General features: G+C 67.0%; 17 protein-coding genes. 10 read left to right on the top strand and 7 right to left on the bottom strand.

Annotated elements, in window-relative coordinates; translation table 11 throughout:
• The first annotated feature begins 21 nt into the window (after positions 1–21).
• Genes AC5P8F_RS13625 through AC5P8F_RS13645 form a run of 5 tightly spaced genes read left to right on the top strand, consistent with a single transcriptional unit; the run spans position 22 to position 7,839 of the window.
• Entirely contained in the window at positions 22–1,716 is a 1,695-nt protein-coding gene (locus AC5P8F_RS13625) for a glycoside hydrolase family 43 protein (protein WP_075076925.1), read from the top strand.
• Positions 1,713–4,406 carry a glycoside hydrolase family 3 protein gene (locus tag AC5P8F_RS13630; RefSeq protein ID WP_495228362.1) on the top strand — a complete coding sequence of 898 codons (2,694 nt, stop codon included), beginning with the start codon at positions 1,713–1,715 and terminating at the stop codon, positions 4,404–4,406. Before AC5P8F_RS13625 ends, AC5P8F_RS13630 begins: the two co-directional genes overlap by 4 nt.
• A 59-nt stretch (positions 4,407–4,465) precedes the next feature.
• A complete protein-coding gene (locus tag AC5P8F_RS13635; protein ID WP_049439691.1) occupies positions 4,466–5,950 on the top strand; it encodes an MFS transporter in 1,485 nt (494 codons plus the stop codon).
• A gap of 16 nt (positions 5,951–5,966) precedes the next feature.
• Positions 5,967–7,004, top strand: coding sequence for a glycoside hydrolase family 43 protein (locus AC5P8F_RS13640; protein WP_075076923.1), 1,038 nt, complete (start codon positions 5,967–5,969; stop codon positions 7,002–7,004).
• Entirely contained in the window at positions 6,994–7,839 is an 846-nt protein-coding gene (locus AC5P8F_RS13645) for an aldose epimerase family protein (protein ID WP_495228364.1), read from the top strand. The genes AC5P8F_RS13640 and AC5P8F_RS13645 overlap by 11 nt, the downstream gene beginning before the upstream one ends.
• Positions 7,840–7,952: 113 nt before the next feature.
• On the opposite strand, the gene AC5P8F_RS13650 is transcribed toward AC5P8F_RS13645, so the two are convergent.
• From AC5P8F_RS13650 to ptsP, 4 genes are all read right to left on the bottom strand, one after another.
• On the bottom strand, positions 7,953–9,206 hold the full coding sequence (locus AC5P8F_RS13650; RefSeq protein ID WP_495228366.1) for a carbohydrate porin: 1,254 nt from the start codon (positions 9,204–9,206) through the stop codon (positions 7,953–7,955).
• Between the two features lie 13 nt (positions 9,207–9,219).
• Positions 9,220–10,926, bottom strand: a complete 1,707-nt coding sequence (locus AC5P8F_RS13655; protein ID WP_495228368.1) for a PTS fructose transporter subunit IIC — start codon at positions 10,924–10,926, stop codon at positions 9,220–9,222.
• 86 nt (positions 10,927–11,012) lie between these two features.
• Complete coding sequence (locus tag AC5P8F_RS13660; RefSeq protein WP_197604613.1) at positions 11,013–11,969, bottom strand: hexose kinase; 957 nt, start codon at positions 11,967–11,969, stop codon at positions 11,013–11,015.
• Positions 11,966–14,476: a phosphoenolpyruvate--protein phosphotransferase gene (ptsP, locus tag AC5P8F_RS13665; RefSeq protein WP_069116758.1), complete on the bottom strand. Its 2,511-nt coding sequence runs from the start codon at positions 14,474–14,476 to the stop codon at positions 11,966–11,968. The genes AC5P8F_RS13660 and ptsP overlap by 4 nt, the downstream gene beginning before the upstream one ends.
• Positions 14,477–14,633: 157 nt before the next feature.
• Between ptsP and AC5P8F_RS13670 the strand changes: the two genes are divergently transcribed.
• From AC5P8F_RS13670 to AC5P8F_RS13685, 4 genes are all read left to right on the top strand, one after another.
• Entirely contained in the window at positions 14,634–15,617 is a 984-nt protein-coding gene (locus AC5P8F_RS13670) for a substrate-binding domain-containing protein (protein ID WP_049439702.1), read from the top strand.
• Positions 15,618–15,709: 92 nt separating this feature from the next.
• Entirely contained in the window at positions 15,710–16,330 is a 621-nt protein-coding gene (locus AC5P8F_RS13675; RefSeq protein WP_227863764.1) for a hypothetical protein, read from the top strand.
• Between the two features lie 81 nt (positions 16,331–16,411).
• The gene (locus AC5P8F_RS13680; RefSeq protein WP_262225119.1) at positions 16,412–16,822 is read left to right on the top strand and encodes a Rap1a/Tai family immunity protein; all 411 of its coding nucleotides are present in this window, start codon (positions 16,412–16,414) and stop codon (positions 16,820–16,822) included.
• Positions 16,823–16,944: 122 nt separating this feature from the next.
• Positions 16,945–17,178: a metallothionein gene (locus AC5P8F_RS13685; protein ID WP_014647190.1), complete on the top strand. Its 234-nt coding sequence runs from the start codon at positions 16,945–16,947 to the stop codon at positions 17,176–17,178.
• Here AC5P8F_RS13685 and AC5P8F_RS13690 read toward each other — a convergent pair.
• The 3 genes from AC5P8F_RS13690 to AC5P8F_RS13700 all read right to left on the bottom strand — a co-directional run bounded on the left by AC5P8F_RS13690 (position 17,142) and on the right by AC5P8F_RS13700 (position 18,687).
• Positions 17,142–17,756, bottom strand: a complete 615-nt coding sequence (locus AC5P8F_RS13690; RefSeq protein ID WP_134808870.1) for a cysteine hydrolase family protein — start codon at positions 17,754–17,756, stop codon at positions 17,142–17,144. The genes AC5P8F_RS13685 and AC5P8F_RS13690 overlap by 37 nt on opposite strands.
• A gap of 3 nt (positions 17,757–17,759) precedes the next feature.
• The gene (locus AC5P8F_RS13695) at positions 17,760–18,398 is read right to left on the bottom strand and encodes a DUF6766 family protein (protein WP_495228371.1); all 639 of its coding nucleotides are present in this window, start codon (positions 18,396–18,398) and stop codon (positions 17,760–17,762) included.
• 100 nt (positions 18,399–18,498) lie between these two features.
• Positions 18,499–18,687 carry a hypothetical protein gene (locus tag AC5P8F_RS13700; protein ID WP_014647187.1) on the bottom strand — a complete coding sequence of 63 codons (189 nt, stop codon included), beginning with the start codon at positions 18,685–18,687 and terminating at the stop codon, positions 18,499–18,501.
• A 148-nt stretch (positions 18,688–18,835) separates the two neighbouring features.
• Between AC5P8F_RS13700 and AC5P8F_RS13705 the strand changes: the two genes are divergently transcribed.
• Positions 18,836–19,999, top strand: coding sequence for a zinc-dependent alcohol dehydrogenase (locus AC5P8F_RS13705; RefSeq protein WP_049407369.1), 1,164 nt, complete (start codon positions 18,836–18,838; stop codon positions 19,997–19,999).
• Positions 20,000–20,006 lie beyond the last annotated feature (7 nt).

Genomic DNA, 20,006 nt, shown 5'->3' on the forward strand with positions numbered 1-20,006 from the left:
GACAGGGCCGGCCTGAGGTCGATGGCGCGCCACCTGCTGGCGGCGGCACTCCTGCTGTCGGCCGCAACCAGCCCGGCCAGCGCGCCGCCGGACGCACCGCCGGTGTACTTCGACTGGTTCGAATACCGCGGCCACGACGCGGCCTTCGACACGCCGCTGCCGGCCGGCCACTACCGCAATCCGGTGCTGGCCGGCTTCCATGCCGATCCCAGCATCGTGAGCGCGAACGGCCGGTTCTACCTGGTCAATTCCAGCTTCACCTATTTCCCGGGCATTCCGGTGTTCGAGAGTGCCGACCTGGTTCACTGGAAGCAGATCGGCAACGTGATCGACCGCGCCACGCAGCTGGATTTCGACGGACTGAGCGTCTCGCGCGGCATCTTCGCGCCCACCATCGAATACCACGATGGGGTCTTCTACGTGGTGACCACGGCCACCGACAGTGGCGGCAACTTCATTGCCACCGCGCGCGACCCGGCCGGTCCGTGGTCCGATCCGCACTGGCTGCCCGGCATTGATGGCATCGATCCATCACTGTTCTTCGATGACGACGGCAAGGTGTACCTGGTCAACAACGATGCACCGCCCGGCCCGCCGCGCTACGACGGGCACCGCGCCATCTGGATGCAGCAGATCGATCTGGCTGCCTTCAAGCCGGTCGGGCCGCGCCGGGTGCTGGTCGACGCGGGCGTGGAGCCGGCGAAGAACCCGATCTGGATCGAAGGACCCCACATCTACAAGCGCCAGGGCTGGTATTACCTGTCCGATGCCGAAGGGGGCACCGGGCCGCAGCACTCCCAGGTGGTGCTGCGCAGCCGCGCCGTGTGGGGCCCGTATGACCCCTACGCGGGCAATCCGATCCTGACCCAGCGCGAGCTGCCCGACGACCGACCGCTACCGATCACCAATGCCGGCCATGCCGACCTGGTCGAAGGCCCGGACGGTTCGTGGTGGGCGGTGTTCCTGGCCAGCCGCAACTATCAGACGCGGCACTACAACACCGGGCGCGAGACCTATCTGCTGCCGGTGCGCTGGCAGGACGGCTGGCCACGGATCCTGCCGGCCGACCAGCCCATCCCCTACGTGGTCAAGGCGCCGTCGTGGATGCAGGGCGAGGCATCCCAGGCCCCCTCGACCGGCAACTTCGTCGAGCGCGACAACTTCGATGGACCGAGGCTCGATCGCCAGTGGCTGCGCGTGCGGGTGCCCAAGCACGCCTGGGCCGACCTGGCCACGCGCCCGGGAATGCTGGCCGTGCACCCGCTTGCCGAGGATCTGGACACGCTGCGCAATCCCGCGTTCCTTGGCCGACGCCAGCAGCACCTGCGCTTCGAGGCGAGCGCCGCGATGAGCCGGCCGGGGCCTGGCGTGGCGGCCGGCCTGGCGGCGTTCCAGAGCGAGGCGTACTGGTACTTCCTTGGCGTTCGCAGCCTTCCGGACGAGCGACTTTCGCTCTTCCTGGAAGTTCGTGATGGCGGTGGCAGTACGCGCATCGTGGCGACCCGCGAGGTGCGGGCACCGGACGCGTTGCGCCTGAAGATCGACGGCAACGAGGGCGACTACGCGTTCTCGTTCGATACCGGCGACGGGCAGGGCTGGCAACTGCTTGCAGGCAAGGTGGATGGCACCGTTCTGAGCACGGACCGGGCGGGCGGCTTCGTAGGCGCACTGCTGGGTCCCTTCGCGCGCGATGAGCGCACCGGGAGAAGCAAATGAGGCTGTCGCTGTCGTCCAACGCCCGTCGCCGCACGTTGCGCCGCGGGCTCACTGTGTTCGTTCTGACCTGCATCGCGGCGGCCGCATCCGCAGCCGCGCCGCGGCCCTGGCTGGACGTTTCGGCCAGCTTCGAGCAACGGGCTGCCTCACTCGTCGCGCAGATGACGCTGGAAGAGAAAGCCGCGCAGATGCAGAACGCCGCGCCGGCAATCGGACGCCTGGGTGTGCCCGCCTACGACTGGTGGAATGAGGGACTGCATGGCGTGGCACGGGCAGGGCAGGCCACGGTCTTTCCGCAGGCGATCGGCCTGGCCGCGACCTTCGATGTGCCGTTGATGGGGCAGGTGGCCACGACGATCAGCGATGAGGCGCGCGCAAAGCACCACCAGTTCCTCCGCGAAGGCGCGCACGGCCGTTACCAGGGGCTGACCTTCTGGTCGCCGAACGTCAACATCTTCCGCGACCCGCGCTGGGGCCGCGGACAGGAAACCTATGGCGAGGACCCGTACCTCACCGCGCGCATGGGCGTGGCCTTCGTACGTGGCCTGCAGGGCGACGACCCCGTCTACCGCAAGCTGGACGCCACCGCCAAGCATCTGGCCGTGCACAGCGGGCCGGAGGCCGACCGCCATCACTTCGATGCACGGCCCAGCCGGCGCGACCTGTATGACACCTACCTGCCGGCATTCGAGGCGCTGGTCAAGGAGGGCGACGTCGATGCTGTGATGGGCGCCTACAACCGCGTGTACGGCGAGTCCGCCAGTGCCAGCCGTTTCCTGCTGCGCGATGTGCTGCGACGCGACTGGGGCTTCAAGGGCTACGTGGTCTCGGACTGCTGGGCCATCGTCGACATCTGGAAGCACCACCATATCGTGACCACGCGCGAAGCCGCTGCGGCGCTGGCGGTCAGGAATGGCACCGAGCTGGAATGCGGCCAGGAGTACGCCACGCTTCCGTCGGCCGTGCGTCAGGGTTTGATCAGCGAAGCGGAGATCGACGATGCGGTGACCCGTCTGTTCACCGCACGGATGCGCCTGGGCATGTTCGACCCGCCGGAGCGGGTGCGCTGGGCGCGCATTCCGGCCTCGGTGAACCAGGCCCCGGCACATGATGCGCTGGCGCTCAAGGCCGCGCAGGCGTCGCTGGTGCTGCTGAAGAACGACGGCATCCTGCCGCTGTCACGCGACATCAAGCGCATTGCCGTGGTCGGACCCACTGCCGACGACACCATGGCGCTGCTCGGCAACTACTTCGGCACACCGGCCGCGCCGGTCACGATCCTGCAGGGCATACGCGAGGCGGCCAAGGGCGTCGAGGTTCGCTATGCCCGCGGCGTGGACCTGGTGGAGGGCCGCGACGATCCCGGTGCCACGCCGTTGATCGAGCCGACCTTCCTGCGGCCTTCGGCGGACTCGCCCGAGCGTGGCCTGCGTGGCGAGTACTTCCGCACGCCCGACCTGTCCGGTACGCCGGCCCTGGTGCGTACCGACGCGCAGATCGGCTTCCGCTGGGACCGCGGCTCGCCGACCGACAACCTGCTGGCACGCGGCGAAGCGGCACCGGGGCAGGGGATCCCGAACGACCGCTTCAGCATCCGCTGGAGCGGCCAACTGCTGCCACCCGTGTCCGGCCGCTACCGGCTGGAGGTGGCCGGCGACGATGGCTACCGCCTGTACCTGGACGGGAAGCGCGTGATCGATCACTGGGTGAACACAGATCGCCTGCATGCCGAGGGCATCGAACTGGAGCTGCAGGCCGGGCGTGCCTACGCGATGACGCTGGAGTACTACGACGACGAGCGCGATGCCGGCGTGCGCCTGGGCTGGCGCATGCCCGGCGCCAAGGCGCCGTTCGATGAAGCGCTCGATGCCGCACGCGAAGCCGATGTGGTGGTGTTCGTCGGTGGCCTTACCGGCGATGTCGAAGGCGAGGAAATGACGGTCAACTATCCAGGCTTTGCCGGTGGCGACCGTACCGACCTGCGGTTGCCCGCGCCGCAGCGCACCCTGCTGGAGGCCCTGCACGCTACCGGCAAGCCGGTGGTGATGGTGCTCACCGGCGGCTCGGCCATTGCCGTGGACTGGGCGCAGTCGCATCTGCCGGCGATCCTGATGAGCTGGTACCCCGGGCAGCGCGGCGGCACCGCCGTCGGCCAGGCGCTGTTCGGCGACATCAATCCCGCCGGCCGGTTGCCAGTGACGTTCTACAAGGCCGGCGAAGCGTTGCCGGCATTCGACGACTACGCCATGGAGGGCCGCACCTATCGCTACTTCCGCGGCACGCCACTTTATCCGTTCGGTCACGGCCTGTCGTATACGCGGTTCGACTATGGAACGCTCCGCCTCGATGCAGCCAGGCTCCGGGCCGATGGCCGCCTGGGCGTTGCGGTCGATGTGACCAACGCAGGCACGCGCAGCGGTGACGAAGTGGTGCAGCTGTACGTGCGGCGCGAGCACGCTGGCAGCGGCGATGCCGTGCAGGAGCTGCGTGGCTTCCAGCGGATCCATCTGGCCCCGGGCGAACACCGCACGGTGACGTTCACCCTGGAGGCAGCGCAGGCCCTGCGCCACTATGACGAAGCGCGCGCCGCGTATGAGGTGCGGCCCGGTGCCTACGAGGTCAGGGTGGGGGCGTCCAGTGCCGATGCACGCGCGCAGGGCAGGTTCACGGTGGTGTCCGCGCATGACTGATCGCTCTCGCCGGCATCGATTTCCCTCCGCCCAGATCCCTTTTCCAGGACGTCCGCTGCATGGCAAGCACTGAACACGCGCTATCGGTACGCGAGAAGCTCGGCTACAGCCTGGGCGATCTCGCCGCCAACCTGATCTTCCAGACCCTGATCACCTACCTGGCGTTCTTCTACACCGACGTCTACCGCCTGCCAGCTGCGACCGCGGCCACGATCATCTTCGTGGTGGGCCTGCTGGGTGCGTTCGTGTTCACGCCGTTGATCGGCATCGCGGCTGACCGGACGACCACCCGTTGGGGCCGCTTCCGGCCGTGGATCCTGTGGACGGCCATTCCTTTTGGCGTACTGTCCCTGCTGGCGTTCAGCACGCCGGACCTGGGCGAGCGCGGAAAGGTGATCTATGCACTGGCCACCTACGCGCTGCTGGTGTGCGTGTACGCAGCGAACAACCTGCCGTACTCGGCGCTGAGCGGCGTGCTGACCGGCAGCATGGCCCAGCGCAACAGCCTTTCGGCCTACCGCTTCGTGGCCGTGATGATCGCGCAGTTCATCATCCAGGTGCTGCTGATGCCGCTGGTGCTGATCCTGGGTGACGGCGACCGGGTGCGCGGCTTCGAGCAGGTCATGACCGCATTCGCCATCATCGGCACGGCGTTCTTCCTGATCACGTTCGCCACCACCCGCGAACGCATCGTGCCGACGCGTGAACAGACCGGCGGCATAGTGCAGGACCTGTCGGACCTGCTGCACAACCGCCCGTGGCAGGTGATGCTGGCCCTGACCGTGCTGGTGTTCATCAACCTGGCATTGAAAGGCGGTACCTACATCTACTACTTCCAGTACTACATGAGTGAAGCGGCGCTGGCCGGCTTCCTTGAAAACTCGGGGTTCAACGGCCTGGTCAGCGCGTTGAATGCTGCGCTGGCCAGCGCCGGCTTCGCGGCGTTCACCTGGCCGAAGGACGCGGCCACCTCGGCGTTCAGCCTGTTCAACGCGTGCGGCATCCTCTGCATGATCCTGGGTATCGGCGCATCGCGACGGTTGGCGGACCGCTTCGGCAAGCGCGACGTCTTCGGTGGCGCCCTGTTTGTCTCGACCCTGTTCCTGCTTGCCTTCTACCTGTTTCCACCCACGGCGGTGGCGGTGGCGTTCGGCGCCTTCATGCTGCATGGCTTCTGCTACGGGATCACCATCCCGTTGCTGTGGGCGATGATCGCCGACGTCGCGGACTACTCGGAGTGGAAGAACCATCGGCGGGCAACCGCGATCATCTTCTCGGCGATGCTGTGCGGGCTGAAGATCGGCCTCAGCGTGGGCGGCGCGCTGGTCGCCGCGATCCTCGCCCACTACGGCTACCAGGCCGGCCTGGCGCAGCAGCCTGAGGCCGTGGTGCAGGGCATCCGCCTGACCGTAAGCGTCTACTGCTCCCTTCCTTTCCTGCTCGCCGTGGCGCTGCTGGTCTTCTACAGGATCGACAAGCGCACCGAAACCCGCATCGAGCAGGACCTCCACCTGCGTCGCCGTTCCGCCGACGCCTCCGTGTAACTCCAAGATGACGACCATGATCGACCTCTCTGCCGGCGAAGACGGCCAGGCCAGCGAAGCCCGTCTTGCGCAGCTCACCGCGCACGCCATTTCGCAACCGCTGGTGACCCACATCTATACCGCCGACCCTTCGGCGCATGTGTTCGAGGGGCGCCTGTACATCTATCCGTCGCACGACATCGACGGCGGCCAGCCATTCGACGACGAAGGTGGCCACTTCGGCATGCAGGATTATCATGTGCTGAAGATGGATACGCCCGACGGCACGGCCGTCGATTGCGGCATGGCGTTGCATGTGCGCGATGTGCCCTGGGCCCGGAAACAGATGTGGGCCCCCGATGCCGCCTGCCGTGATGGCCGCTACTACCTCTACTTCCCGGCCAAGGATGCCGAGGGCCGGTTCCGCATCGGCGTGGCGATCGGTACGCGGCCGGAGGGCCCGTTCGTGCCCCAGCCGGAGCCGATCAAGGGTGCGTACTCGATCGACCCGGCCGTGTTCGAAGACGAGGATGGCAGCCACTACCTGTACTTCGGCGGCATATGGGGCGGGCAGCTGCAGAAGTATCGTGACAACCAGTACAGCGAGGCCCACGAGGAGCCCGAGGGCAGCGCACCGGCGCTGGGCCCGCGCGTGGGCCGCCTGGATGCCGGCATGACCGAGCTGGCCGAACCCACCCGCGAAGTGCAGATCCTGGATGAGCATGGCCAGCCGCTGCGCGCGGACGACCATGCGCGCCGCTTCTTCGAAGGTCCGTGGCTGCACCGGTACCAGGGTCGCTACTACCTGTCGTACTCCACTGGCAACACCCACCAGCTGTGCTACGCCATCGGCGACAGCCCGTATGGACCGTTCACCTACGCTGGCGTGATCCTCACCCCCGTGGTCGGTTGGACCACCCACCACTCCATCTGCCAGTTCGAAGGACAGTGGTACCTGTTCTATCACGATGCACTGATGTCCGGCGGCATCACCCACCTGCGCTCGGCCAAGTGCACGCCGCTGCACATGGAGCCGGACGGAAGCATCCGCACGATCAACCCGTATGGGGCCTGAGCGGATGCTGCCGGTGGATGATGCGCTGGCTCCGCTGCCAGCCGGCGAGCTGCACTGGCTGAGGTGCGGCGAACTGGAGGTTGCGTTCGCCGCAGGGGCGGGCGGGCGCGTGGCGCACCTGCGCTACCAGGGCGTGGAATGGCTGGTGGATGCGCAGCAGGCAGGCCCGGCGGCGATCGCGTGGGGCTGCTACCCGATGGTGCCGTGGGCCGGGCGCATCCGCCGTGGACAGTTCCATTTTGACGGCAGGCCGCATCGGCTGCCGCTCAACTTCGACGGGCACGCCATCCATGGGGTGGGTTTCTCGCGACCCTGGCGGATCGACCGCTTGGACGCGGCGGCAGCCCGGTTGTCGCTGGAGCTGCCGCGCGACGGCTACTGGCCTTTCGGTGGCGCTGCCGTGCTGGACCTGCAGTTGCAGGCTCACAGCCTGCGGATGGACCTCTCGGTCCAGGCCGGCGGCCAGGCGATGCCGGCGGTGCTGGGCTGGCACCCCTGGTTCCGGAAGCCGGAACGACTGCTGTTCAGTCCTCGCTCGATGTATCCGCGGGACAGGGAAGGTATTGCCACGCTGCCCCGCGTGGAGCCCACCACCGGCCCCTGGGATGACTGCTTCATCGCCGACGGTGACGTCACGCTGATACGCGAAGGCCAGCACCTGCGGCTGAGGTCGGACCACGACCACTGGGTGGTCTACGATGGTACGCCGCACGCCACCTGTGTCGAACCGCAGAGCGGCCCGCCAGATGGCTACACACTGGCACCGCACCGGCTGGAGCCCGGCCAGCGCCTCGCGTTGACATTCGAACTGGCGTGGGCGGCGGACAGCACCTGAAACCCCGGCCAGGGCAGGCGATCACCCGGGTGCCGGGCGGTCGGTACGCCGCCTGGACCGGCCGTGGACCCGGTGCCTGACACGGGCCGCGCCCCAGGACCACCTGACATTTCCTACAGGTTCCAGTCGATCCGCATGCCCGCGATCAGCGCATCCGGCAGGTCGTGCTGGCGTGCGGGCTCATTGAACTGGTCGGGGTGCACGATGTAGTGCAGGTTCGGTGCAACACGAAGCTGCGGGGTGAGCTGGATGCCATAGCTCAGCTCCATCATCACCTGGCTCCCGTGCGGGGTGCCGCTGCCACCGGCTGCGGCGCGGGCGAGGCGCAGGTCTTCCAGCGCGATGCTGCTGTACTTCTGCTGGGTCACGACGAAAGCGATGCTGTCCTGCGGCCGCCGGGCGAACGTGCCTTTCTGCACCAGCCCGGCCTGCAGGAAATGATCCTCGATCAACTGGCCGGAGGTGCCCTTGAGCGCCGCACCGAAAAGGGTCAGGCCGCGGCCGGCACCATCACTGGTGAGTTGCTGCTCGAAGCGGGCGAACGTGCCTGAGCGACCGTGACGCGTCGCGTACTCCTGGCCACTGAGCAGCGCGGGAATGCCGTTGGCATCGCGCAGCGGATCGCGATAGGTCGAGTTGTCCTGCCAGCCACCGAGTTCGTAGCGGGCTTTCAGTCGTGCCGAAGCAGGGCTGCGCCAGCCGATCGTGTAGGGCACGATCCAGCCGGTGGCCTGGTTCGTATTCCACTTCAGGCCATGCTGGCCATCCTCGGCCTGGCTGGGATCAACCTGGTAGGCGCCGACGCGGACATAGACATCGGGCGTCACCCAGGCCGTGGCATCGGCCATCCAGCTCGACACCGGCCACCAGGTGAAACTGCTGGTGCGGAATACGTAGGTCGGGTTGCCACAGGCCGAGTTGCCCTGGAAGTACTGGCACAGGTCCGAACCCAGGTGGCGGATGTTGGCGACGCTGCGCCCTGCTTCCAGCACCAACCGGTCGTTGAACAACTGCTGTTCGAGGGTCAGGTTGGCCAGGCGCGTGCCCTGGCCGCCGTAGATTTCCTGCACCGAGGTGCTGTTACCCGTACTGCTGTTGGCGAGATTGGTGCCATGGCGGTTGATGCCGTAGGCCTTGACCGTCGCACCTCGCCAGCCAAACGCCGCGTCCAGGTCCACGTCGGCACCGAACATCAGTTGGCCGGCATAGGCCGTGCCGCTGCGCTTGCCACCGTCGAGCGTGGCGGCCGCTTCGCCGGTGTAGGCGAGCTTCGGAGCGAAGACGTCGCTCGCGTCGGCGGCTGCGGCCAGTGATGGCAGGGCCAGCAGGATCACTGTCGGCAGCAGGCGGCGGGAAGGGGAGGTCATGGGCGGGTTCCTTTTACAGGGTGGGAGCCGTGACCGGCTTCTTGAGCACGCGCAGCGCGACCGCGGTGACGGCCACGCCGGCCACGAGTGCCAGCAGGTAGATGCCAAGGTGGGTGACTGCGTTCGGGATCGGCAGCACGAACACGCCGCCATGCGGCACCTTCAGTTCGACGCCTGCGGCCATCGAAATCGCACCGGCCACGGCAGAACCAAGGACCAGCGCCGGAATGGTGCGCAGCGGATCACGCGCGGCATAGGGGATCGCGCCTTCGGTCACGAAACTGAGGCCAAGCACGCCAGCGGCACCGGCCGTGCCACGCTCCTCGGCAGTGAAGCGGTTCCTGAACAGCCATGTCGCCAGTGCGATACCCAGCGGCGGCGTCATGCCGCCGATCATCGTCGCCGCCATCGGCGTGTAGACCTGGCTGGAAATCAATGCGGTGGAGAAGGCGTAGGACGCCTTGTTGACGGGTCCGCCCATGTCCACCGCCATCATGCCGCCCAGCAGCAGGCCAAGCAGGATCGCGCTGCTGCCTTGCATGCCGCGCAGCCAGTCGGTCAGCCAGGCCAGCAGCCCGGCCACCGGCGTACCGATTACATACATCATCAGCAGGCCGACCAGCAGCGTGCCCAGCACCGGCAGGATCAGCACCGGCTTGAGGCCTTCCAGGCTGCGCGGCAGGCGCAGCGCACGGTTGATCCAATGCACGCCGTAGCCGGCGATGAAACCGGCCAGGATGCCGCCGATGAAGCCCGCATCCATGTTGACTGCCACCAATCCCCCGATCATGCCCGGGGCGATGCCCGGGCGATCGGCGATGGAGTAGGCGATGTAGCCGGCCAGTGCCGGCACCATCAGCATGAAGCCGGACTTGGCGCCGATCTGGAACAGCGACCAGGCCAGCGTGCCCTTGTGTGCATCGTCGAAGGCATAGATGCCGCCGAGCGCGAACGCCAGTGCGATCAGCAGGCCGCCGGCAGTGACGAACGGCAGCATGAACGACACGCCGGTCATCAGGTGCTTGTAGGGGCCGGTGACCCTGGCCTTCTCGGTGGTGCGACCTGAAGCCACCGTGCCGGTCTGCACGCCAGCCTCGGCCAGCGCCTTGCGGATCAGGTTCTGGCCGTCATTGATCGCCGGCTTGGTGCCGCTCCTGAACAGGCGTTTGCCAGCAAAGCGCGACAGATCGACTTCGCGGTCGGCGGCGATCAGCACCAGGTCGGCGGCAGCGATTTCGCCGTCGCTCAACGCATCCTGCGCGCCGACCGAGCCCTGGGTTTCCACCCGGATCGCGTGGCCCAGTGCCTTGGCCGCCTGCTGCAGGCCTTCGGCCGCCATGAACGTGTGGGCGATGCCGGTCGGGCAGGAGGTGACGGCGACGATGCGCTTGCCCGCGTCATCCCTGGAAGGGGGTGCCGATGCTGCGGCGAGCTGCGCCAGCACGGCGAGCGGGTCGTCCAGCACTTCACCGAGGCCGGCGCGCACGATCTGGGCATTGCCGAAGCGGGCGCTGTCCACCTCGCCGTCACCCACCAGCAGCAGCTGCGTTGCGGCGGCAGCCTGCGCGTCGGGCAATGCCCCGGTCACGCCCTGATTGCTGCGGATTTCGATCGCCAATTCGACCCTTTGCTGGCGTGCGGCGCGGCGCAGCGCTTCGGCGGCAAGAACGGCCTCGATGCTGCGTTCGCCAGCGGCGATGACTACGGTGGAAGCTTGCATGGCAACTCCTGGAATTCTTCGGGTTCGTCCTTGCAGCAGGGGCCATCGGTGGCCCAAGGCCAGCGGCAGCCCCCTCTGCAGGGGTTTCAATCCAACCGCTCGATCAGTACATCGCCGGTCCACGCGCGCACCTGCGCCGGGTCCAGCCGCCGCGCGTCGCCACTCTCCAGCCGGCTCATCGAGAACGCCGTGGCCAGTCGCGCACAACCGGCCAGGTCGGGGGAGGGCTCCAACAAGGCGGCGGCGATGCCGGCGACCATGGCGTCGCCGGCACCGACCGTACTGCCCTGCGCCAGTCGCGCCGGTCGTGCGACCAGGGCGCCGCTGCGATCAATGAACAGCGCGCCGTCGGCGCCCATCGAGATCGCTACGAGTGCAACTCCGCGTTCGACCAGGGCCCGGCCCGCGGCGCGCAGGGCGCTGCGATCCAGCAGCGGCGTGCCGGCCCAGGCCTCCAGTTCAAGGCGGTTGGGCTTGACCGCGTAGGGCAGTGCACCGTGTGCACCACTCAACGCGGCGGCAAGCGCGTCACCACTGGTATCCAGCAGTACGCGCGCGCCGGCGGCGCGCACCTGCGCCTGCAGTCGGGCCCATGCATCGGCTTGCAGCCCGGACGGAAGGCTGCCGGACAGCACCACCGGCAGCTGCGGCTGGAGCAGTGCGTCGAGTCGGCGCGATACCGCGTCCAGATCGGCGTCGCACAGTGACAGGCCGGGCAGGTTGATGTCGGTGGTCTCGCCGTTGGCATCTTCCACCAGCTTGATGTTGGTGCGGGTACGGCCCGGAATGCGCAGACACGCGTCTGCGATGCCCCGATCGGAAAACAGTGCGCTGAACACGCCGTCGTTGCCATCGCCGAGCACACCCAGCGCAGTGGTCGGCACGCCCCAGTCTGCCAGGCAGGCGGCCACGTTGATGCCTTTGCCGCCGGCGTCGTCGCGGGAACTGCGGGCGCGATGCACGTGACCCGGTTGCAGGTTCGCCAGCCGCACGGTCTGGTCGATTGCCGGGTTCAGGGTAATGGTGACGGCGCGGGAACTCATGCGCGCGCTCCATCGAGGGCACGCACCTGCTCGGCGGTCTCGCAGTCCAGCGCCGTCGCAGCCAGCGTTCGCAGATCGGCCAGCGCGCTGCCACGCAGGCGTGCTTTCACGGCCGGGATGTCGTTCGGGGTCATCGACAGTTCGTCCACGCCCAGGCCGGCCAACAGCAGTGCGCCGAACGGATCGCCGGCCAGCCCGCCACAGACGCCCACCCAGCGCCCATGCAGTCGTGCGCCTTCCACCGTGGCGCGGATCGCGCGCAGCACGGCCGGATGCAGGCTGTCGGCCTCGGCGGCCAGTTCCGGATTCTGGCGGTCGATCGCCAGCACGTACTGGGTCAGGTCGTTGGTACCGATCGAGAAGAAGTCGGCGTGGCGGGCCAGCACATCGCTCTGCGCTGCAGCGGCCGGCACTTCGATCATGATGCCGATCGGTACCCCGGGCGCCTGCAGTGCTGCGCGCTGGCGCTCGCAGATGGCGCGCAGTGCGACCAGCTCGCTCACCGAGGTGATCATCGGGAACATGATGGACAGGCGCGCGCCGTCTTTCGCCGCGCGGTACAGCGCACGCAGCTGCGGTTCCAGCAGGTCCGGCCGGCGCAGCAGCAGGCGCGCGCCGCGCACGCCCAGGAACGGGTTTTCTTCATGCGGCAGCTCCAGGTGCGCCACCTGCTTGTCGCCACCGATATCGAGCGCACGCACGATCAGTGGGCGGCCGCCGAGTGCCTTGGCCATCGCCACATACGTGGTGTACTGCTCATCCTCGCTGGGCGTACTGCCACGTTCAAGGAACAGGAATTCGGTACGCATCAGGCCGACGCCTTCCGCGCCTTGCTCCAGTGCCAGCGGCACCTGCTCGGGCAGGTTGACGTTGGCGCCGATGTCGATGCGGTGGCCGTCCGGCGTCTGTGCCGGCTGCGCACGTTGCGCCGCTTCACGCTCGCGGATCTGCTGCTGTTCGGCGATCCACGCGCGCGCCGAGGCGAGGTCGGCCTCGGACGGAGACAGGTAGAGCCGCCCGCTGCTGCCGTCGATGATCGCCTCGCGACCGGCGCTGATCGCGAGCAGCTCGCCCCCCCCGGCGACCAGCGCCGGCAGGCCGAGGGTGCGCGAGAGGATGGCGGTGTGCGAGGTCGGCCCGCCCTGCGCGGTGGCCAGGCCAATCACGCGGGTAGTGTCGAGGTTGGCCGTGTCGGACGGCGACAGGTCCGCCGCGATCAGGATGCACGGGTGCGCGGGCAGGTCGGCCAGGCCGCCACCGGCGGCCGACGGATCAAGCTGCGCCAGCACTCGGCGGCCAACGTCACGCAGGTCGGCGGCGCGCCCGGCCAGCACCGGGTTGCCCAGCGCGGCCAGGCCCGAGGCGATGTGTTCGATGGCCTGGTGCCAGGACCATGCGACGCCATGGCCTTCGACCATCAGCTGGCAGGTACGGGTAATCAGGTCGGTGTCGTCCAACAGCGCGGCATGGGCCTTGAAGATGGCGGCGTCCGAGGCGCCAAGCCGGCGCTGGGTGTCATCCTGCAGCGCGGCCAACTGCTGGCGGGTACGTGCGAGCGCGTCCTGCAGACGCGCCCCGCCTTCGCCGAGCGGGGCCGGGCGATCGGCGACCTCGGCCTGCGTGCTGGCCAATACATGCACCGGGCCGATTGCCAGCCCAGGGCTGGCACCGATGCCGACGATGGCAGCCTGTGCCTCGGGCGGATTCCAGCCTGCCACCGGCGTGGCCTTGCGTTGTGCTGCGCGTTCGGCGTCGGCCTTTTCCTGTGCCACCAGGTCCTCCATGACCCTGCGCAGCGCGGTCAGCAGGGCAGGGGCATCCGCCCCCTCGGCAGACACGCTGACGGCATCGCCATGACGCAGGCCAAGTTGCAGCAGCGCGACCAGACTCTTGGCGTCCGCTGCCTGGTCGCCGGCACGCACCTGGGCGCGGGCCGCAAAGCGGCGCGCCGTCTCTGCCCAGCGCGTGGCCGGGCGCGCGTGCAGGCCGCTGGGGTAGGCAATGGTCCAGTCAAAGCGCTCGGCCAGATCGGTGGCCGGTACCTGGGCGGTCGTGATCGCAATGTCGCCGGTCAGCGCGTTGACGATCTCACCCGCATCGGTGGTCGCAAACAGGCGCTGCAGCGTTGCCTCATCCTGGATCAGGCGGGTCAGGCGGCGCAGCAGGGTAATGTGGGTATCGGACTGGGCAGCGATGCCAACCACCAGACGGGTGACCTGCCCCGGATTCCATTCCACGCCTTCCGGCAACTGCAGCACGGCGATGCCATCGCGGCGCACCAGATGGCGGTCCTCGCCAAGCCCGTGCGGGATTGCCACGCCATGGCCGAGGAAGGTGTTGGCCAGCGCTTCGCGCCGTCCCATGCTGGCCTCGTACCCCGGCGCCACGCAGCCGGCCGCGACCAGCATCTGCGCGACCTGGGCGATCGCATCGGTCTTGTCCTGCGCCCGCGCGTCCAGGCGGATCAGTTCCCGGCTGACGGGGGAGGGGAAGGTCTGGGGCGACAAAGGGCGGCTCCGGCAAAAGGATGGCTGGGCATATTGGGAACGTTCCCACCGCCTATTTCAATGTGCACTGCACAAAATGCCAACAGCTCTTTGGCGTTAGCATTGTCCTGAACAGCCGCCGGACCATGGCAGGCGCACTTTTCCGGGAACGTTTCCAATGAGTATCAGCATCAATGACGTCGCGCGTGTAGCGGGGGTATCCAAGTCCACCGTGTCGCGGGTGCTCGGGGGCGGCCCGGTCAGCGAAGAGGTTCGCGGCCGGGTCGAGGTGGCGATCCGCCAGACCGGCTATCGGCCGAACCTGCAGGCAAGGCGGCTGCGCTCCCGGCACACCGGCATCATCGGGTTGATCGTTGCGGACATCCGCAACCCGTTCTTCACTGCGCTTATCCGTGCGGTGGAGGAGGTCGCCTATCGCGAAGGCCTGCGCGTCACGCTCTGCAACACCGACGAAGACCCCGAGCGCGAGGCGCTGTACCTGCAGTTGATGCACGAGGAGCGCATCAGTGGACTGATCTTTGCGCCCACACGGACCACGGTGGGGCGGCTGGAACGGCTCACGCTGGACTTCCCGACGGTACTGGTGGACCGCGCCGCGGCCAGCGGGTCGATCGACAGCGTGGTGCTGGACAATCCCGCGGCGATGGGCGCCCTGGTCGAGCATCTCGTCGAGCGTGGCTATCGCCGCATCGGCGGCCTGTTCGGCAGCACCAGCACCACGGCGGCCGAGCGCCGCGACGGCTATCTTGCTGCGATGCGCACGCACGGATTGGAGCCGGATTACCGTGAAGTCGAGCCAACGGCCGAGGCCGCCATCGCAACGGTCGACCAATGGCTGGCCGGCCCTTCGCGTCCCGACGCGCTGGTCACCAGCAACAGCCTGCTGCTCATGGGTGCAGTGAAGGCGGCACGCAGCGCCGGTCTCGCCATTCCAGGAGAGCTGGCGCTGGCAGGGTTCGACAACGAGCGCTGGACCGAGCTGGTCGAACCTGGCATTACCGTGGTCGAGCAGCCGGTTGAAGACATGGGGCGCGCTGCGATGTCGCTGTTGCTGGAACGCCTGCGCATGCCGGAGCTGCCCGTGCGCAGGCTGGTGATGACGGGAAGGTGCGTGGTGAGAGGGTCGACGGCTGGGCGATAGTCCGGCACCGGCCTGCGGCAGCCGCCAGATGTTGGCGGGTCATGCGTTGTCTGCTACAAGCCAACTGTACGCAGACACAGTGGAGGATCGCCTTGTCAGAGCCCTATTCAGCACTGCTCCGCCTGAAGATTTCCCACCACGATCTTTCCAGATGGCTGGCAGCGCCCGTGCCTTCATCATCCCGTTGGTCCGACTGGCGAGGCATCTCCGGGCAGTGGCGCATGGAAAACGGTCAATACCTTGCCTCGTGCAGCGACGAGGCGTTGGACCACCTGCTCGCGGATTGCCAGGCGCTGTTGGCCCGCTACCCCGACAATCGCGCCGCATTGAAGGCTTTCCTTGCCTCTGCACAGGCCGGGAATATCCAGATTGCCGCCTATGACCGCACTGCTACGCACTTTGTCGCAGGATCGCTGACGTATTCGGAGAGCCTTTACGATCTCATCGCGTTTCTTGCCGTGGCACGAGGCGCCGCCGACTTCCTGAAGGGGGGCGACGAAGGCGTGGCACTGATCCACGACTATCTCTGGGCCGAGGAAGGTGAGCAGGAGACGGTTGCTGCGATTGGGCTGGCCGGCCCCGGGGAATCCGGATTCCTGTCATCCGCAGACCTGGATGCCGCCACCGAGCCCTTCGAAACATTGGTGGAGGCCATGCTGGAAGCCGAGGACGACCCGGAGTTTCGTCCGCGCAACCAGCTTGATCGGCTTTGACCTCTGCCGCGTGGCGTCCATGAAAGCAACAGCCAGGGCCTCAACATGAAGAGACATCACCAACCCCAGGCGCGCCGCGTCATGCGTCGGCTCCTCGCACTTGGCCTCTGCGCGCTGGCTGGGTCCGCTTTGGCCGGAACAATGCAGCCGGTACGGACCTGGCTTGTCAGCGGCACGGAACTCATCACCCTCCTGCAGGGGAAAGGCGATGACGGGTTCTGCGACGGTGAACAGTGCCGGATCCTGTCCAGCGCTCGCGCCAGCGGCTATATCCTGGGCGTCGCCGATGCCAGCCGCGGACAGTGGTGCGGGCAGGGCCAGATCCTTCCGCATGAACTGGTCGACCATGTGTCTTCCCATCTCCGGCAACTGCCCCGCGAGCGATTGCAGCAGGATGCGTCGCCACTGGTTGTCGAAGGGCTGCGCACGGCGTTTCCCTGTGGTCGCGGCACACCACGTGGCAACAGTGCCGAGCCCGGCAATGACCAATGAAGCACGCCGCGCCCGCTTGGCGACGATGCGGACGTCCTACACCCTCGCGACACGGTGCATTCACGACCACCGACATTCGCGCTTGCCAGACTGCATGTTCCTTCCACAGCACGACGTGCCCCATGGCTACCTGTGATGTCTGCGGCAACAACTACGACAAGAGCTTTACCCTGCAGCAGGGCGGGCGCAGCGGCACGTTCGATTCGTTCGAGTGCGCGATCCACGCATTCGCACCCCGCTGCGCACACTGCAAATGCGCCGTCATTGGGCATGGCGTTGAAGGAAATGGCCAGATCTTCTGCTGTGCACATTGCGCCGGTCATGCCGGCGTACAGGGGATAGCCGACCGGGCCTGAGCTGCCTTCAGCGGCCCTCCTGCTTCCTGCCCAGAGACAAGCGAAGAAAGCCGCGCGATCCGGGCTGCACCCGAATCAGCCAGCAGCGCCAGTGCGCGCCGCTTCCGGGATGGCAGCCCCGCCACGACCTCCGGTGCCAGCAGGACGTCGAACTCTCTGGCGTTGGCATCCAGCGCGGTGGCCAGAACGCACGAATCGGCCGTCATGCCACTCAGGCACAGGCGGCGCACGCCCAGTTTGGCCAGCAGAATCGGCAAGGGACTGGCCAGGAACGCCGAGTGCTTGGGCTTGAGCACGAAGTAATGACCGGGCAAGGGCGAGAGAAGGCTGGCAATTCGCCCCGCCGGACCGCCGTCGCGCCGGCACTGTTCCACCTGCTGGCGGAAATCGCGCTTCCAATCCGAGAAATTGTCATTGGCGTAGATGACTGGCCACCCGCGTTCGTCGAAGTGATCCCTCAGGCGCCGGATCTGCCGGGCCGCCCGCTCTGCCGCGGGCGCCAGCTCCTGCGCGCCCGGGAAATCGAAACGGCTGAACATGTCGATGATCAGCAAGGCCGTCGACGGATCATCTGCCATGGTTCAGTCTCCTGTCTGGGTATGCGGCGCCTCGACCGGCTTGGACTGCGGCGAATCTTTCTGGCGCAGGAAGATCGTCAGCACCACCAGAGACAGCACGGCCAGGAATTCGCTTTGCCAGTTCTGCATGGATTCGAACCAGAATGTGCTGCTGGCGAGGTGCTCCACAAAGCCTGGCGGCGGCAATCCCTTCAACTGCTGTTCGGCCTCCTCGGCGCGCCAGCTTCCCAATGCATGCAGCGTAAAGCTGAACAGGAACAACAGCCCGAATGCAATCGCCAGCGAATGACCGTAAAGAACGTTCCACAGGCCACCGCGCCTGACCGGCCAGGGCGTGCGGCCGGGTTCGATGCGATTCTGTTCCTGCGCGGGGTCCAGCGGCCGCGATTCGGCGGAACCGCGCTGGCGCAGGCTGACCGTCAGCAGAACGTACATCCCCATCTGCAGGAATTCGCTCTCCCAGTTCTCGAACGTAGCGCTGACGAAGTGCCCGGTAGCCAGGTAGTGCGAGAAATCGATCGGCATGCGTCCGTGCTCGACCAGTTCCTGGTTGTGCACGTGATGCCCCGCAACTGCCTGCCCCACAATGAACACCAACGTGAGCGCAAGCAGCACCAGCGAGAGACCGTTGCGTTTCCACATGCAAGACCTCGTTGAGGCTGCTCCAAAGACCGTCCATGAAGCTTGCGCCGACAAAGAGCCATGCCTCGTGATTGCTGCGCATCCGGAATGTGAGGCGGACTCAACGCTTCCCCGTCGGATCGGGATCAGGGCGCTCGTAGTCCTCCGGTACCGCCTTGGGGCCATCGCCGTCGTCGGGCATGTCGTGCTCCTTCCATCTGGCTCGATCATTGCGCCGTTTGTCCGGCGTGTGCGCCTTTGACTGATCGTCCACATCCGTCGTTGGATTGAAGGGCAGTTTGTCGTTCATGGGCAGCTCCTGCGGCGAGAGAGTGAAGCCTGCGCCGCGCCGGGTTAACGCCACGACGCTGCAGAATGAACGCCGCGCACACCGGGATGTCACTGCAGCCGGATGGCGGCCTTGCGATGCTGAAGGCCCGAGCTCCTGGAGCAGCACGATGCAGGCATTGACCTATCACGGCCGCAGGGATGTGCGCGTCGAGACTGTGCCCGACCCGGTACTGGCGGCGGATGACGATCTGATACTGCGGGTGACCGCCACCGCCATCTGCGGTTCAGACCTGCACCTCTACCGCGGCAAGATTCCTGATCTGCACGATGGCGATGTACTGGGCCACGAATTCATGGGCGTGGTGGAAGAGGTCGGCAGCGGCGTGACCCAGGTGAAGCCGGGCGATCGCGTGGTGATTCCCTTCGTGATCGCCTGTGGCGAGTGTTTCCACTGCAGGCTGGCCGAATATGCCGCATGCGAGACCACCAATCCTGGCAAGGGCGCGGCGCTCAACCAGAAAGGGCTGCTGCCTCCAGCTGCTTTGTTCGGATACAGCCATCTGTATGGCGGCGTAGCCGGTGGCCAAGCCGAATTCGTACGCGTGCCGAAGGCCAACGTGGGCCCGTTGCGCATTCCGGAAGGCGTGGCCGATGAGCAGGTGCTGTTCCTGTCTGACATTCTCCCGACCGGCTATCAGGCCGCGCTGAACGCGGGTGTGAAGCCCGGCTCGACGGTGGCCATCTTCGGCGCCGGTCCGGTTGGGCTGATGAGCGCGGCCTGTTGCCGACTGCTGGGAGCAGAGACCATCTTCATGGTCGACCACCTCCGTTACCGCCTGGACTATGCACGCCGTGCTTACGGCGTGACCCCCATCGACTTCAAGGAGATAGAAGACCCGGCCGATTACATCCTTACCCAGACCAGTGGGCGGGGCGTAGACGCCTGCATCGAGGCCGTAGGCTTCGAGGCCGAGGGCAGTGCGTTGGAGTCAGCGTTGACCGCTGTAAAGCTGGAAGGCAGCAGTGGCGTGGCGATACGGCAATGCATCGCGGCAACGCGCCGTGGCGGCGTGGTCAGCATTCCAGGCGTCTATGCCGGCTTCATCCATGGTTTTCTGCTGGGTGATGCGTTCGACAAAGGACTGACATTCAAGATGGGCCAGACCCATGTGCAGGGGCTGATGCCGGAACTGCTCGACGCAATCATGGAAGGAAAGCTGGATCCGGGTGACATCATCTCGCACCGGATGCGCCTGGCCGACGCTGCGCAGGGCTACGCGATATTCGATGCCAAGGATGACGACTGCCGCAAGATCGTGCTGACACCCTGAGCATGCT

The sequence above is a fragment of the Stenotrophomonas sp. YJH_SMC_69 genome (assembly GCF_059370495.1).

Excerpts from the sequence above, each read along its gene's own strand:
- AC5P8F_RS13625 (WP_075076925.1), top strand. The coding sequence starts at position 22 with ATGGCGCGCCACCTGCTGGCGGCGGCACTCCTGCTGTCGGCCGCAACC.
- AC5P8F_RS13630 (WP_495228362.1), top strand. The coding sequence starts at position 1,713 with ATGAGGCTGTCGCTGTCGTCCAACGCCCGTCGCCGCACGTTGCGCCGC.
- AC5P8F_RS13635 (WP_049439691.1), top strand. The coding sequence starts at position 4,466 with ATGGCAAGCACTGAACACGCGCTATCGGTACGCGAGAAGCTCGGCTAC.
- AC5P8F_RS13640 (WP_075076923.1), top strand. The coding sequence starts at position 5,967 with ATGATCGACCTCTCTGCCGGCGAAGACGGCCAGGCCAGCGAAGCCCGT.
- AC5P8F_RS13645 (WP_495228364.1), top strand. The coding sequence starts at position 6,994 with ATGGGGCCTGAGCGGATGCTGCCGGTGGATGATGCGCTGGCTCCGCTG.
- AC5P8F_RS13650 (WP_495228366.1), bottom strand. The coding sequence starts at position 9,206 with ATGACCTCCCCTTCCCGCCGCCTGCTGCCGACAGTGATCCTGCTGGCC.
- AC5P8F_RS13655 (WP_495228368.1), bottom strand. The coding sequence starts at position 10,926 with ATGCAAGCTTCCACCGTAGTCATCGCCGCTGGCGAACGCAGCATCGAG.
- AC5P8F_RS13660 (WP_197604613.1), bottom strand. The coding sequence starts at position 11,969 with ATGAGTTCCCGCGCCGTCACCATTACCCTGAACCCGGCAATCGACCAG.
- AC5P8F_RS13670 (WP_049439702.1), top strand. The coding sequence starts at position 14,634 with ATGAGTATCAGCATCAATGACGTCGCGCGTGTAGCGGGGGTATCCAAG.
- AC5P8F_RS13680 (WP_262225119.1), top strand. The coding sequence starts at position 16,412 with ATGCGTCGGCTCCTCGCACTTGGCCTCTGCGCGCTGGCTGGGTCCGCT.
- AC5P8F_RS13685 (WP_014647190.1), top strand. The coding sequence starts at position 16,945 with ATGGCTACCTGTGATGTCTGCGGCAACAACTACGACAAGAGCTTTACC.
- AC5P8F_RS13690 (WP_134808870.1), bottom strand. The coding sequence starts at position 17,756 with ATGGCAGATGATCCGTCGACGGCCTTGCTGATCATCGACATGTTCAGC.
- AC5P8F_RS13695 (WP_495228371.1), bottom strand. The coding sequence starts at position 18,398 with ATGTGGAAACGCAACGGTCTCTCGCTGGTGCTGCTTGCGCTCACGTTG.
- AC5P8F_RS13700 (WP_014647187.1), bottom strand. The coding sequence starts at position 18,687 with ATGAACGACAAACTGCCCTTCAATCCAACGACGGATGTGGACGATCAG.
- AC5P8F_RS13705 (WP_049407369.1), top strand. The coding sequence starts at position 18,836 with ATGCAGGCATTGACCTATCACGGCCGCAGGGATGTGCGCGTCGAGACT.